Raw genomic sequence first — 14839 nt, forward strand, 5'->3', positions numbered from 1 at the left:
GCCAAACGGCCATGCTACACTGCTTCGCCGCCCGCCATCAGGAGTACCGCCAGGCATGAAGCTGGTCTCATTCAATACCAACGGAATACGCGCCCGCCTGCACCAGCTGGCCGCGCTCATAGAATCACACCAGCCGGATGTCATTGGCATTCAGGAAACCAAGGTTTCTGACCCCGAATTTCCTATCGACGCCATCGAAGCCCTGGGTTACCACGTGGAATTTCACGGCCAGAAAGGCCACTACGGCGTCTGCCTGATCTCGCGCCAGCCACCGCTCAGTGTGCAAAAGGGCTTCCTGACCGACGATGAAGATGCGCAAAAACGGCTGATCATCGGCCGCTACGCCAGCAGCAATGGCACAGTGGTGACCGTAATTAACGGTTATTTCCCGCAGGGCGAGAACATTGCCCACGCCACCAAGTTCCCCGCCAAGCGCAAGTATTACGCAGACCTGCAGGCGCACCTGGAACAGCACTGCGATCCGGCCGAGCCGCTGGTGGTGATGGGGGATCTGAACATATCGCCGCAAGACATTGATATCGGCATTGGCGAGGACAACCGCAAGCGCTGGCTGCGCGATGGCAAAAGCAGCTTTCAACCCGTCGAGCGCGAATGGTTGCAACGCCTGAAAGACTGGGGCCTGCAGGATACCTACCGACTGCATAAGCCCAATGACAACGCACACTTCAGCTGGTTTGACTACCGCAGCCGTGGCTTTGAACGCGAGCCCAGACGCGGCCTGCGCATCGATGCCATCCTGGCGACAGCGCCGCTGGCAAGCCTGTGTACAGACGCGGATATCGACTATGCAATTCGCGCCATGGAAAAGCCGTCCGACCATGCACCTGTATGGGCCACCTTCGATCTCTGAAGGCCTGACTAAAAAACAAAAGCAGAAGGCCCGCGAATTCGCGGGCCGTCTGCATGCCCTGAGGCTGTCGTCGCGGCGGCGACATGCTCTGCCGGGATACTCCCTATCGAAGCACACCCAGCAAAGCAATGGGCTATCAAGAGGCTTGTTATCAGGACAAAAGGGGCGCGCCATAACCCGGCGGCTTGACCGCCAGCACGTCGCAGTCCAGGTGATCGAAAATCCGCTCAATGGTGCTGCCCAAGAGCAACCGATCCAGAAAACCCCTGGCAACCGACCCCATCACCATCACATCAACTTTGTGCTGCGCGGCAAAGGCGGGCAGGGTGACATGGCTTTCACCCTGTAGCTGATGCACGTTTGCATCTTCTACGTGCATCTGTTCATGCAGCATTTTTTCCAGTGCCTGACCGTGCTGCTGCACGACTTTTCTTTGCAACGCGGCATAATCCGTTACGACATGCTCATCGAATATCGCCGCCTGCGGCAGGGCCTGAAAGCTGTGTACCACATGTAAACGGCCGTCGACCAGGCGTGCCAGCATACAGGCCTGATTCAGAATACCGCGGTCCAGTTGCGCTGGCACATCACACTCATGGAACGGATCGACACAGGCAGCCACCAGGGGTATCCGGCCCCACTGATGTGCCTTGACCAGCAACATCGGCACGGCGCACTGTCGCAATAGCTGCCAGTCATGGTGCGCCATCCAGTAATGCCCCAGCCGGCTGTGGACACCAATCTGGTGAATCAGCAGGTCGGGGCCGTAGCGCTGTACCTTTCGAAGAACACCATCGCAATGGTGCCGGTCCCAGGCGACATCCACCTCCACATTCAGCCCCTGGTTCTGCAGTCTCGAGGCTATTGCCAGCAAGCGCTCTTCCACCTGGCGCAGATAACCATGCTGCGCGTGCAGACCCGCCTCCTGATCGAACAGGTAGCCGTTGCGGACCGAAAGATTGAAACAACAGCAAAACAACTCGATAGAGGCGCCCGAGCGCTCCGCCAGCCAGACGGCCTTGGCGATGGCCTGGGCGTTATCGTGCTGCTCTTCGACATTGACCAGAATCTTGCTAATCGTTTTCATATTGCCTCCTGCAACAGCGAGATCTCTGCTCGACCCCGGCAGCCTTTTCTGGCAACTGCTCCTGACAATTTTATATAACACCACAAATGCTGATCAACTCACCCGGAGCGATCAGGGACACCGATTCACAGCATCAGTGAGGCCCCGTCACAGCCGCAGGCACGACCTATAGCGCGACAAAGTGCAGTACAGTCTCCCGGAGCCCGGCAGAGTCTGCTAGGATCAGCTCACACTATATGAAGGATAGTGCGTTTGTGACGATACAAGTTCTTCGCCTGCTTATCGCACCCTTTGCCCTAATGCTCATGGCGACACTGGTACTGTTCAGCAACCTGAGCCGCCTGTCCCCTGAACTGCAACTGCTGATTGTCGCCCTGCCCTATCTGCTCGGCGCTGCCAACCTGCTGCTGGGCTTTCTGTTTAATCAGAGCCGGCTGCTGTTCGCCGCATTCAATCTGCTCGGCGTTTACGCACTGATCCAGCTCTGCCTGCAGACCCCGCTGGAACGGCCAGACAATTACGTGCTGTTCAGCCTGCTGTCCCTGCTACTGCCCATCAATCAGCTGGTGATTTGCCTCGCGCCCGAGCGCGGCCTGCTCAACCGTGGCGCCTGGCTGCGCCTGCTGCTGCCCCTGGTCACCTACCTGGTGCTCTGGTTCTTATGGCAACAACAGATCCTGGGTTACTGGCTTGGACACCTGCCCATGCTGCTGCTCGAGCTGCTCGTCGCAGGCCACTACCTCAGTGAGGGCGCTGCCTGGCTGTTTGGGCTGACCTTTGTGCTCTGCGGCCTGGTGTTATCGCTGCGCCGCACCCGGGCCGACGCGGCACTGTTCGTATCCCTGCTGACCATGCCGGCACTGTTTTTCTGGTTTGACCTGACGCACATCTCGCCGCTGCTGTTCACCTGCATCCAGCTGATGCTGTGCCAGGCATTGATCTCCCACTCCCACCAGCTGGCCTTTATTGATGAGCTGACCGACCTGCCGGCTCGCAGGGCGTTGCAGGAACAGCTCAGCAGTCTGGGCCAGCGCTATACCCTGGCCATGATGGATATTGATCATTTCAAACAGTTCAATGACCGCCACGGCCACGATGCAGGGGACCAGGTGCTGCGCATGGTGGCGTCTCAACTCAAGCAGGTTGGCGGCGGCGGGCGGGTCTTCCGCTACGGCGGTGAGGAATTCACCGTGCTGTTTCGCGGGAAAACCGAGACCGAGGCCCTGCCCCACCTCGAACAGCTGCGCGAAGCCATCGCCTGCTACCCGCTGCACCTGCGCCAGCCCAATCGCAGCGGGAATACCAAGGAAGGCCGCCAGCAGCGCCGGACAAGCAAGCCAGCCAAAGGACCTGCCCAGGGCTCCGACAAGCCGCTTCAGGTCACCATCAGCATTGGCCTGTGCGAGCGCGGGCCCTCACAGCTGCACAGCGATGAAGTCATGCAGCTGGCCGACAAGGCACTCTACGCCGCCAAGCGAGCCGGCCGTAACCGCACCATGGCCAACTCTCAGCTGACGCGACGCCCCAGGCGCAGCAGCCAGGCCGACTTCGCATGAGTACTTTTCACTCAACAGCCAAGGCTCGCCGCCGATACTCTGGGTAATCCACTAACGCAGGGAGCCTGAACCCCCATGGACATCAAACCCGACAATTTCGGCCAACAGGTATCCGCCCGCGCCAGAGCCGACGACCGCCCGGCCGGCGGCATGGGCACAGAGGTCTCTCAAGCGGCCCGCAGTGACAAGCAGCTCAGTCCCGCCGAGCACACACAGGCGCGCAATGAGGCGATTCTTGAAGCCTCGCTCAAGGTCAGTATCAATGCGGGCAACCAGCCCATGGAAACGCTGTATCGCAGCGTGATAGGCACACTCAACGAAGCCCTGCAGGCAGACCTTGGCGATTCGGCGATTCAGAACGCCTACGCCGCGGAACTGGATCTAAGCCCCGAAGCCACTGCCGCGCGTATCCTGAGCCGTTCAACGGCCTTTTTCGCGTCCTATCAGACCCAGCACCCGGAACTGAACGAGGACGACGCCCGCCTGAGCTTCGCCGATCTAATAAAGGGCGGTATCGACCAGGGCTTTGCCCAGGCGCGGGACATTCTGGACGGAGTGGGTGTTCTTGAGGGGGATATTGCCAGCGCCATAGACGCGACCTACAGTCTGGTGATGCAGGGACTGGAAGCCTTCCGGACAGCACCCGAGGCATCCATATAACGCTGACAACCACCAGGCACCGCCACCGACAGAGCAGGGACCGTTTGTACTTCGACAGGTCGACACGTAAAATTCAGTCATTGCGTGCCGCCAACGTCCGGAGTTCCTGCCTTTGTCTCATCCCTTGTCCTCGCCCACCCCCAAGGCGCCATCACTTGATGACATGAAAGCCAATGCCGCCCGCGCTGCGCGCCTGATGCGGGCGCTGAGCAACGAGCACCGACTGCTGATTCTGTGTTATCTGCAGAACCGTGAACTGTCGGTCAAGGAGCTCAATCAATGCCTGGACCTCAGCCAGTCGGCGCTGTCGCAGCATTTGGCCATTCTGCGCAATGACGGCCTGGTGCAGACCCGCCGCGAATCCCAGACCATTTTCTACTCCCTGCATGGCAACCAGGCACAACGGCTGATTGAGACCCTGCACGAACTATACTGCGCCCAAGCTTAGCGGCCTGCCGCAACACAGCCCGCCCGGTAACGGCTCAGCCCTCGCCATCCCAGCGATACTGGGCCAGCGAAATGCGCCCACGCAAAAAACAGATACCCTCGGACTCAAGCCGACTACGTTGCAGCTGCGCACCTTCACTCTCCGCCGGCAGCGACAGTTCACCCTTGGCATTCACCACCCGGTGCCAGGGCAACCGGCTGCCCTGGGGCAGCCGACTGAGAATACGCCCCACCAGGCGTGCTCGACGCACCAGGCCCGCAAGCTCGGCCACCTGGCCGTAGCTGCAGACCCGCCCGCAGGGAATGCGTGCCACCACCTGCCAGATACGCTCGGCATCAGTGAGGGGCTCTGCGCGGACATAGGCCCCGCCATCAGGCTCCATGGCATTTTCCAGACTCATGACTGCAGCCGGTACATCTGCCATTCCTCGGTCGCCTCATTGAGCATCATGACCATCTCGACCACATCCTCTTCGGCATTGAAACGAATCTTGAAGCCCAGCTTTCGGGCCAGGGTCTGCATGCCCCGGTTGACCGGCAGGGTCGAGCCATACAGCTGCAGCGTCCCACGACTGCGACAGTAGTCGATCAGCTTGTGCATCAGCACAGCCCCGACGCCCTCCCCCTGCAGATCGTCCCGAATGACAATCGAGAATTCACTGCGCACATTATCCGCGTCCGTCACCGCCCGCACCACGGCCAAAGTTTCGTTGCCGGCGCCGTTTTCCCGCGGTGCCGACACGACAAAGGCCATTTCTCGGTCGTAATCAATCTGGGTCCAGTTGGCCAGTTCCTGGTGCGTTGGCACACCGCGACTGTAGAAATAACGCATGCGGATCGATTCCGGGCTGAGGTGATTGTAAAACTCCAGATGATCGGGCTCATCTTCGCCGCGAATAGCCCGCACCACGGCCTGACGGCCCGAGCGACGCAGTCGAATTGACTCGGTCAGATGCTCGGGGTACGGCGAAATTGCCAGGCGCACAGGCTCAGCCACCGACACGGCCACATCCACCGCCAGCAGCCCGCGCTTGTTGAGCAGCAGCGGGTTGATTTCCAGCCCTGCAATATTGGGCAGATCCACCACCATCTCCGACAGCTTGATCAGCAGGTCGCACAGCTGGTCAACATCGCGCTCAGCCTGATAGCTGTTTTCGCAGATAATGTCGTACACCCGCGAGCTCTGCACCAGGGTCCGGGCCAGCGCCTGATTCAGCGGCGGCAGCATCAGCTGTCGATCCGCCAGCACATCCACCGTGTACCCACCGGCGCCAAACAGCAGCAGCGGCCCGAAGACGGGGTCACGCGTAATGCCCACGTTGATCTGCAGCGACTGAAAGCCACGTTTCATCTGCTGCACGCAGAACCCCATCACCTGGTCGTCACTGAAACGCTCCCGCACGCGATATTCCAGCCGCGTCACGGCATGGCGAACCTCGCTGACCGAGTACAGATCCAGCGCCAGATCTCGCCAACGCCGGCGCACCTTGTCGTCATAGCTGAACGGGTAGACATTTTCACAGTGCAGCACCCGCACGGCCACGGAGCCGCCCAGCTGCTTGGCCACCTCAACCACGCCTTCCACCGTATCGGCATAGTACGAATGGGACACAGGTACGCCATAGAGATCCAGCAATTCACAAGCCTGGGCATGGTGCAGAAACCCGCGACCTTCCTCCAGCGCCTGGGCCACCAGATTGCGCGCCTGGATGTGATTCTGGCTGTTCTGCTTCAGAAAAGGCGCCGGCGTCTGGCGCATGACTTCCTGATTGCGCCTATAGCGTACCATCTGCAAAAAGGCATCAACCGCCTCCTCAGGGGTGATGAAGGTGGCAATACCAGCGGTATTGAAATGATTGCGGGCGGCAATGGCCGTGGCCCGGCCCATCCAGCAACTGAGCACGTTGCGTGGGGTTCCCCTGGCAACCTCTATAACCGCCCGTGCGGTTTCGACGCCCGGCGCAGGATAGGTCGGTGCATGTATCACCAGCACCGTATCCACTGCGGCGTCGGCGACCAGAATACGCAGCGCACTGGCAAAGCGCTCGGGCGTGGCGTCGGCATTAAGGTCCACCGGGTTGCCCTGGTTCCAGCTAGCCGGCAACAATGCCGCCAGCGCCTCGCGACTGTCCTCTGACAACTGCGCCAACTGGCCACGACCGCGCAACAAACGGTCGGTCGCCAGTGCATTGGGTCCCATGCCATTGGACACAATGGCCAGGCGCTCGCCACGCATGGGCTTCATGCGCGAAAGGGTTTCCAGTGCATGGAACAGCTGATCCGAGGTTTCGACCCGCAGTACACCGGCACGGCGCAGCGCAGCATCATAAACAAGGTCCTCATCACAGACACCGGGCGCCAGGCGTACGCTGTGCTCGGCGTCCTGTACAACATCTGACTTAAGGACCAGCACCAGCTTGTTGCGCGATGCGGCACGCACCGCCGAGAGGAAATTCCGCGCAGAGCCGGTCATGCGATCCATCTGCAGCAAAATGGCGTGGGTATGGGGGTCCTTGGCCAGATAGTCGATCACCGCGGGGATATCAACATCGACACTTTCGCCCAGGGTCATAAAATGGGAAAAACCAATCCCCTGACCATTTGCCCAGTCAATCATGGCGGTACCGATCAGCCCCGACTGGCCAACGTAGGCCACCTTGCCTTGGCTGATATTGACGTGGGAATAACTGGCATTCATGCACGACCCCGGCACCAGCAAGCCCATGCAGTCCGGCCCCAGAATACGAATGCCATAGGGGTGCGCGGCTTCCAGCACTTCCTCATGCAAGGTACGCTCTGTCTTGCTGTCCCGAATGGACAGGCCACCGGTTAGAATCAGCGCCGCCTTGACCATATGGGCACCGAGCTTGCGGATAATGTCTGCGACAGTCTGGGGCGGCGAACAGATAATGGCCAGATCCGGCATCTTCACCAGTTCGCTGACACTCTTTACGCAGGGCACGCCTCGCACCGTCTCGTAGCCCTGGGCGTTAACGACCATCAGCTCACCCTGGTAGCCACCATCAAGCAGGTTCTGCAGCACGACACCGCCCATGCTGTCATCGCGCTCCGAGGCCCCAAAGATGGCGATGGAGTCGGGTTGGAAAAATCGTTTTAGGTACTTTGTCGACACGCGACGCTTCCTCTTCAAACGAGACGGCTGCAGCTGCTCATGCAGATCAGCCTACTATTCTAGCCTGCAAAGCCGGTACAGGAACCACCGATCGGCATGTCATTAGGCATAAGCGCGCCACGCGGGCACCGTGCGTCCTGTCCAGGGCCATCCGGCTGCGGCCTGCCAGCGGCGAAAAAGTGGCATACAATACCCACCTCGGGATCATTTTCAGCCAAAGGACAGATACCCCGCATGCACCTGCCCAACTTTCGCCTGTTTTTGCCTGCCCTGCTACTCGTTGGTTGCAGCAGCGCCCCGCCGCCACCATCCGTTGCTACTCCACCGTCAGAGCCAGAACCAGCCCCGCGCCTGACCGAGATTTTTCCCGACAAGGTACGCCCGCAAATCACTGCCCTGCGCGCCGACCCCGGCGAGCTGGCCCGCAGCTTCGTCGATGACTATCAGCGTCAGGCGCTTTACAGCGGCCAGCATGCCGCCACCCTGGCACGGGAGTACCGGTTTCGTGAGAATCGCTGGTCGACGCAGCAGGACCGCCTGATGATGGTGTTTGACAATGATCGTGGCGATACCGGCTTTGTTGCCTGGAGCCTGAGCCGCAACGCCACGGCCACTTCCTTGCGCATTCAGGACACCAAGATCGGCCAGCGCTTTGCGCTCGTCCTGCGCCCGGCGCGCCTGTGCTTTGCCATCGGCGCCGCCCAGGCCCCGAGCTGGAGCACCGGACGCTGGGCCTATGATCCAAATCGCCCAGGCTCTTTCGAATGCAACGGCCTCACCAACAGCTCGGCTTTCAAGTCAGGCACGCGCCTGCCAGCATTGCTTGGGGCCTACTTTTCCGAGGGCGATGCGGTGCTGATGTTTGACAGCCGCGACCAGCGTGATGCGATCGCAGGCGTACTGGCGCAGCTGTTCCCCTACCTGATTTTCAGCCCGCGCTAGCACGCCACAACGGCCTGTCAGCAGCGCAACAAAAGAGGTCAGGGGCAGCGGTTTTTCCCCGTTGCAAAATCACCGCCCCAAGCCCTAATATCTGTTCCATACTAGTTAGGGAGTTACCACAGGGTGTGCCACCGCGCAGGCCCTGCGTGTAAGGCGCCGTCACATATCAGGACAGATGCAGCGCTATCCGTATTATCAGCAAGGCAATGCGCGGACAGATGTCGAGAACAGATCTATGACTAAAAAACACAACAGCAGTGACATGACCGACGACGACGATGTCGTGGATTGGGACTCCGAACCGGAGATCAAGGAAGACGCCCCCGAAAAACGTAAAACCATCGACCCTGCTGCCCGGCGCCGCATTGAGCAACTGCTCGAGGAACGCGCCCTTAGACAGCAGATAGAGGATGCGTTTGACGACGATTAAGCACTCTCATGCTGCTGCCAGACCTTAGTCCCTGGAACCGGCCTGTCCCGGTTCCGCTCCGCCATGCCCGCATTAAACGAACCTGAGAAACAAAACCTGCCTCTGACCTCGCACACCGAACTCGTCTGCAGCTCCTGCCAGCACAGCGTCTCAGCGCCGCGCCAACAAAATGCGCGGCCACCAAAGAATTCACTTTACCCAACGCCAAAAGCTGCTATATATTCGCGAAATAAACCATACGGCAGCTTGTCAAGTTACAAATGAAGGCAACTTGGCAGGCGCTAACGTTGCGAGCAAAAAGATCGGCGAGTCAGCGCAATAATTTTTTCAACCGGCAGGGCTCTGTCCCTGTTTGATTTCAACCTGAGATGTGAGAACGAGAGCCGATGGGCACCAAAATTCGTGTCGATCAAGTCCCTGCGGACGATATCGAAGACTGGGATGACGACTTTGAAGACCGGGATACAAACACCCGGGGCAAGAAGATCAGCTACAACAGCAAGAAACGTCGTCAGATAGAAGAACGCATGGAAGAACGTCTTCTGGCGCGTCAGATCAGCAGCGGCTACGAAGACAACCTGTACGAGTAAGCCGGCGCCCGCTGCCCTGGCAGCGGAGCCTTCCCGAGCGGCTATCCCGATACCCGCTCTTAGTCTACTGCCGATCCGTGCAACGCTCTGGCGGATGTCCTGCTGAAGGTCCCGCCGTGCTCCAGAACGATTGCCTCCTCGCACCGCGCCCAATGCTCCCTGCGTCAAATGCACCCTCTCGCCGTCCAGGCATTGTTTCGACTATGCTTGTTAGGCACGGGAGCAGTCTGATCGATAAGCCGAGGTCTTTCTCCAGCGAGTAATTCCCCCTCAGCGATCAGTTCCGTGCATCTTGCGCTGGACTGTATTTACTATCGACATGCCGCTTAACCCGTTGCAGCAGCCTGCTGCTCCTCCGCACAGGAGCACATCGGCGGTTCCACTCCTCAGGATTGCAGAATCCGGCTCGCCCCCAGGGGTCTGTTTATCGTAAAATCCACCGGTCTGAAGCTCAGCCGGAACTCCCATGGAATTACAGAAAGTCGCTATCCGATCACTGACCCGCGCCGCAGGCGAGCTGACTGCGCTTGATCCGCAGGCACCGCTGGTACAGCAACTGTTTGAAGCCGTTACCGGCAGTTTTGGCCGCCGCTCGGCCCTCACCCACGGCGCCTTCAGCGACGATGCACTCTACGAACACCCCTTCGCGACCGCACTGCTGCCCCTGGCCGGCGACAGTGCCAGTGATGCAGACCTGGAAGCCCTGGCCGATGCCAGCCTGGCAGCGCTGCTGCAAAGCACAGAACCCGACCAGCCGGCCGATACCTGTGACAGCCAGGTCATCTTTCTGCTGTATCAGAGTGATCGCTATCACTACCTGCTGCTCGCCCTGGTGGAACACGAGACCCGCCTGAGCCTGGACGCCAACCTGCAACCCATCCAGACCCAGGTGCTGGCGGCTGAGCGTCTGGTACAGGCGCTGCGCATCAATCTCACCCGCCTGGGCCGCAGCCAGGACAGTTACCTCAGCTTTGTACCGGGCAAGCGCAATGGCAGCATCGGCCAGGACTTCCCAGGCGCCCTGGGCTGCAGCCAGGCCATTCCGGCGAGCCAGAGCACCCGCGAGCTCATCCGTGCCACCCGTGACTTCTGCAATCAGAATGCGCTGCACGAACGCAAGGATGAAGTGGTGGAAGACGTCGTCAACTATCTGGAGCAGCAGCGTGGCGAGCAGCGCCATGCATCGCTGAATGAAGTCGAGCGGCTGTTCGATGCCTATATCCCGCCCAGCGAAGACCCGGCACCGGGAACAACCTTCGGCGAGTTTGCCAATACCGAACCCTACCAGGTCAGTCAGGAATTTCAGCCACACCGCGGCACCCTGAAAGCCCTGAGCAAGGTGAAAACCAAATCGGATAACTGGCAACTGGACTTTGCCCGCCGCTCTCTGGGGGCCCAGGGCTCGGACCGGGATATTCTGTTTGACGAACAGGGACAGACACTGACACTGCGCCGTTTGCCGACGCGCGTCATTCAGACCATCCGTGAAGCCCTGGAGCAGGAATAAACACAGCCGACAGCGAGCCCTCGATAGTGGCCGATCTCGCTGTCAGCCATTGTTCGAGTCGGCGGGGCCCGCTGCAAGGCCACTCACACGGTTGCGACCCTCGCGCTTTGACCAGTACAGGCGCTCATCCGCTCGCTGCAGCAAGGCGCTGGCCGTCTCCTTAGTGCGCAACTGGGACACACCAAAGCTGGCAGTAACCGGGCGGCCGATCCCAAACTCAGCCTCGCACAATATCTTGCGCAGCCGTTCCGCCACCTCCTGCGCCAGAGCGCCATCGGTTTCAGTGGCGACCAGCATGAACTCCTCGCCGCCGGTGCGGGCCAGAAAATCCACCTCGCGCACCGCCGCAGTCATCAGCGACGCCACCTGGCGCAGCACCGCATCTCCAACCGGATGACCGTGACTGTCATTCACCTGCTTGAAGTTGTCGATATCAAACAAGATCACCGACAGCGGCCGCTGAAAGCGCTGTGCACGGCTGATTTCCTGTGCCAGTAACGCCTGTATACGACGATGGTTGACCAACCCGGTCAGGCTGTCGGTTGAGCTTTCGCGCACCAGAATAGTCAGCTCGCCAAAACGGCGAACCGCGAAGATCGCAATATAGATGGGCAGAAAAAGACCCAACGAGAACAGCATGTCATCGAGGTCAATAACTTCATAGGCACGACTGAAGGCATACAGCTTTTCACTCAGATCCAGCCGACTGACGACATAAAAAATCATCAGCAAAATCAAACAACTGAGCAAAAATTCCCGCAGCCAGCGCCGCTTTTTCAAGTACTTGTGATTATCCACCCGCAAAGAGTCCCGTTCATATGAGGGAACGACGCGAAGAATGCATTGTAAGGAGAACGCCCATTCGCCACAACACGAACGTCGCTCTTTAAAGACAGCAACAGTTTAAGGCCCCTTGAGCGCCATGGCGCACCGGCACTCAGGGGCCGGTAACCCGGCACACATACTCATCGGGATCAAAAGAGCGGGCGGGGAAAACGCAGCGCATGACAGCGCTGCTTTATGGAGATACCGCGCGGCCGTTCTGCGCCTCAGGAAGGCCTCTGCGCCTGGCGCTCGCGTAGCGCCTTTTTCTCATCCTTGCGTTTTTTGATGGTCTTGGCGGCATCGGCGCCCAGGTGGACTTCACCACGCTGCTCGGCCAGCCTGACCTGAAGTTCACGCTGCGCATAGCGCGCACGTTGCTCTTCTGAAAGTTCATCAAAACAATGCGGACAGCTAACGCCCGCCATGTATTTCTCGCTGTTCATATCCGCCTGAGTAATCGGCAGACGGCAGGCATGGCACTGCTCAAAGCTGCCGCGCTCCAGTGCATGGTTGACGGTGACACGGTTATCAAACACAAAACACTCACCCCGCCACAGTGACTCTTCCTGCGGCACGTCCTCCAGATACTTGAGAATGCCGCCCTCCAGGTGGTACACCTCGCCAAAACCCTGCTCCTTCAGGTAGGCCGTGGATTTCTCGCAGCGAATACCGCCGGTACAGAACATGGCTACCTTGGGGTGCGTTGCAGGATTCAGGTTCTGCTTCACAAAATCCGGGAACTCGCGAAACGTCTTGGTCAGGGGGTTCAGCGCGCGCTCAAAGGTGCCTATCTGCACCTCGTAGTCATTACGGGTGTCGATCACAACAACATCCGGATCGGCGATCAGGCTGTTCCAGTCCGCGGGCTTGACATAGGTGCCCACAACCTGGCGCGGGTCTATGCCCTCAACACCCATGGTGACGATCTCTTTTTTCAGCTTCACCTTGGTACGGTAAAACGGCATCTCGTCGCTATAGGACTCCTTGTGGGAGAGGTCCGCCAGGCGTGCATCGGCGCGCAACCAGGTCAGCACGGCATCGATCCCCTGGCGGGAACCGGCCACAGTGCCATTGACGCCCTCGCGGGCCAGCAGCAGGGTACCACGCACCCCCTGGGCCTCCATCACATCGTGCAGAGGCTGGCGCATGGACTCGAAGTCCTCCAGGGTTGCAAACTTGTACAAGGCACAAACAACAATCTGAGTCATATCTTTTCCATCGTGCGATCCGGGGCGTAAGCCCGGAGCAAGGTTAAACAGGCGCCGCATTATACCAATGCTGTCGCAAAACCTCGATCCCATGCACATAGCAACGATGCCCCCCGTGCAACCTTCAGCACAAAAAGGCAGCGTTGCTCACCCGGCGATGAACTTTTATCCGTCCTGTGCATCTACTAAGACGGATCAGGTCTGCCCGGGTTACAGGGCATGCCTGGCCCAATCTTCAGCCGGCGCCCCCGGTGCCTGTGGGACGTCGGCTGACTTTATTGCTCCGCCATACCGATTTACTGCTACAACACCGCTACTTTTCACAACGGATCCAGAGCGCGAACACACAGCTTTTCACCCGCCCGCTAGGCCTGCGCCCGGCCAAGCTGCTATGCTAGGCGCCATTCTTTGTATCGCCTCGGCGCCCTCTCAACCCATCCTGTGAAAGCACCGCAATGAGCAAATTCTGGAGTGAAGCGATCCAGCACCTGGTTCCCTATGTACCGGGCGAGCAGCCGAAAGAGCAGCAGATCGTCAAACTGAATACCAATGAAAACCCCTACCCGCCCTCACCTGGTGTCATGCAGACACTGCAGGATTTCGATCTCGAGCGTCTTCGGCTTTATCCGGATCCCGATGCGCGGGCGCTAAAACAGGCGCTGGCGGATTATCACGGCGTTACGCGGGACAACGTCTTTGTCGGCAACGGCTCCGACGAAGTGCTGGCGCATACCTTTATGGCATTCTTCCGCCAAAAGGCACCGCTGCTGATGCCCAACATCAGTTACAGCTTTTACGATGTCTACTGCAACCTGTACGACATTCAGTACAGGGAAGTCCCGCTGCAGGCCGATTTCAGCATTTGTCTGGATGACTACGACCAGACCAACGGCGGCATCATCTTCGCCAACCCCAACGCCCCCACCGGCCGCACGCTGGAACTCGACGACATCGAACGCCTGCTGGCGCGCAATACCGAATCCGTTGTGGTGGTGGATGAAGCCTACGTTGATTTCGGCGCCCAGAGTGCCATCGCCCTGACGCAGCGCTACGACAACCTGCTCGTGGTGCAGACCTTTTCGAAATCACGCTCCCTGGCGGGGCTGCGCATCGGCTTTGCCATTGGACACCCGGACCTTATCGACGGACTGGAGCGGGTCAAGAACAGCTTCAATTCCTACCCGCTCGACATGCTCGCCATCAGTGCAGCTGTCGCCGCGATAGAAGATGAAGATTACTTTCGCAGTACGACTGATCGCATCATCGCCACCCGGGAATGGACCTGCAACGAACTCCAGGCACTGGGCTTTATCGTGCTGCCCTCGTGCACCAATTTCGTTTTCGCCCAGCACCGTTACCTGGAAGGGGCGGAGCTTATGGGCTACCTGCGTGCCAATGGCCTGCTGGTGCGGCATTTCAGCCGCCCGCTGATCGACAATCACCTGCGCATCAGCATCGGTACCGATGCTGAAATGCAGCGGCTGATCGATACCCTGACCGGCCACCCGGATATCATCCGTCTGGAAGCCTGATCGGCCAAAACGCAAACAGGGTGCCGCTATAAGGCACCCTGTTTTTATTCA

General features: G+C 59.3%; 14 protein-coding genes. 9 read left to right on the forward strand and 5 right to left on the reverse strand.

Going from position 1 to position 14839, the window contains the following annotated elements; translation table 11 throughout:
* The first annotated feature begins 55 nt into the window (after positions 1-55).
* On the forward strand, positions 56-871 hold the full coding sequence (gene xthA / locus MRS74_RS05190; RefSeq protein WP_254579215.1) for an exodeoxyribonuclease III: 816 nt from the start codon (positions 56-58) through the stop codon (positions 869-871).
* Between the two features lie 151 nt (positions 872-1022).
* On the opposite strand, the gene MRS74_RS05195 is transcribed toward xthA, so the two are convergent.
* Positions 1023-1958, reverse strand: coding sequence for a universal stress protein (locus MRS74_RS05195; RefSeq protein ID WP_254579216.1), 936 nt, complete (start codon positions 1956-1958; stop codon positions 1023-1025).
* A 254-nt stretch (positions 1959-2212) separates the two neighbouring features.
* On the opposite strand from MRS74_RS05195, the gene MRS74_RS05200 reads away from it, so the two are divergent.
* The 3 genes from MRS74_RS05200 (at position 2213) to MRS74_RS05210 (ending at position 4622) form a co-directional block, all read left to right on the forward strand.
* Positions 2213-3514: a GGDEF domain-containing protein gene (locus MRS74_RS05200; RefSeq protein WP_254579217.1), complete on the forward strand. Its 1302-nt coding sequence runs from the start codon at positions 2213-2215 to the stop codon at positions 3512-3514.
* A gap of 75 nt (positions 3515-3589) precedes the next feature.
* On the forward strand, positions 3590-4174 hold the full coding sequence (locus MRS74_RS05205; protein ID WP_254579218.1) for a DUF5610 domain-containing protein: 585 nt from the start codon (positions 3590-3592) through the stop codon (positions 4172-4174).
* Between the two features lie 163 nt (positions 4175-4337).
* Positions 4338-4622 (forward strand): ArsR/SmtB family transcription factor, encoded by a 285-nt coding sequence (locus tag MRS74_RS05210; RefSeq protein ID WP_254579269.1) that lies wholly within the window; start codon positions 4338-4340, stop codon positions 4620-4622.
* A 34-nt stretch (positions 4623-4656) separates the two neighbouring features.
* Here the strand turns inward: MRS74_RS05210 and MRS74_RS05215 are convergent, their stop codons facing one another.
* Entirely contained in the window at positions 4657-5046 is a 390-nt protein-coding gene (locus MRS74_RS05215; RefSeq protein WP_306421954.1) for an MGMT family protein, read from the reverse strand.
* Positions 5019-7754: a bifunctional acetate--CoA ligase family protein/GNAT family N-acetyltransferase gene (locus MRS74_RS05220; RefSeq protein ID WP_254579219.1), complete on the reverse strand. Its 2736-nt coding sequence runs from the start codon at positions 7752-7754 to the stop codon at positions 5019-5021. Before MRS74_RS05220 ends, MRS74_RS05215 begins: the two co-directional genes overlap by 28 nt.
* Positions 7755-7988: 234 nt before the next feature.
* On the opposite strand from MRS74_RS05220, the gene MRS74_RS05225 reads away from it, so the two are divergent.
* From MRS74_RS05225 to MRS74_RS05240, 4 genes are all read left to right on the forward strand, one after another.
* A complete protein-coding gene (locus tag MRS74_RS05225) occupies positions 7989-8696 on the forward strand; it encodes a hypothetical protein (protein ID WP_254579220.1) in 708 nt (235 codons plus the stop codon).
* Positions 8697-8931: 235 nt separating this feature from the next.
* On the forward strand, positions 8932-9126 hold the full coding sequence (locus tag MRS74_RS05230) for a PA3496 family putative envelope integrity protein (protein ID WP_254579221.1): 195 nt from the start codon (positions 8932-8934) through the stop codon (positions 9124-9126).
* A gap of 386 nt (positions 9127-9512) precedes the next feature.
* Complete coding sequence (locus MRS74_RS05235) at positions 9513-9716, forward strand: PA3496 family putative envelope integrity protein (RefSeq protein ID WP_254579222.1); 204 nt, start codon at positions 9513-9515, stop codon at positions 9714-9716.
* Between the two features lie 466 nt (positions 9717-10182).
* On the forward strand, positions 10183-11223 hold the full coding sequence (locus tag MRS74_RS05240; protein ID WP_254579223.1) for a nucleoid-associated protein: 1041 nt from the start codon (positions 10183-10185) through the stop codon (positions 11221-11223).
* Between the two features lie 42 nt (positions 11224-11265).
* Here the strand turns inward: MRS74_RS05240 and MRS74_RS05245 are convergent, their stop codons facing one another.
* Both MRS74_RS05245 and trhO read right to left on the reverse strand, forming a co-directional pair.
* Positions 11266-11949 (reverse strand): GGDEF domain-containing protein, encoded by a 684-nt coding sequence (locus MRS74_RS05245; RefSeq protein ID WP_254579224.1) that lies wholly within the window; start codon positions 11947-11949, stop codon positions 11266-11268.
* A 323-nt stretch (positions 11950-12272) separates the two neighbouring features.
* On the reverse strand, positions 12273-13256 hold the full coding sequence (gene trhO / locus MRS74_RS05250) for an oxygen-dependent tRNA uridine(34) hydroxylase TrhO (RefSeq protein WP_254579225.1): 984 nt from the start codon (positions 13254-13256) through the stop codon (positions 12273-12275).
* A gap of 455 nt (positions 13257-13711) precedes the next feature.
* On the opposite strand from trhO, the gene hisC reads away from it, so the two are divergent.
* Positions 13712-14788 carry a histidinol-phosphate transaminase gene (gene hisC / locus MRS74_RS05255; RefSeq protein ID WP_254579226.1) on the forward strand — a complete coding sequence of 359 codons (1077 nt, stop codon included), beginning with the start codon at positions 13712-13714 and terminating at the stop codon, positions 14786-14788.
* Positions 14789-14839: the final 51 nt, after the last annotated feature.

Origin of the sequence: Marinobacterium sedimentorum (assembly GCF_024267675.1) — a bacterium.
Classification (GTDB): domain Bacteria; phylum Pseudomonadota; class Gammaproteobacteria; order Pseudomonadales; family Balneatricaceae; genus Marinobacterium_A; species Marinobacterium_A sedimentorum.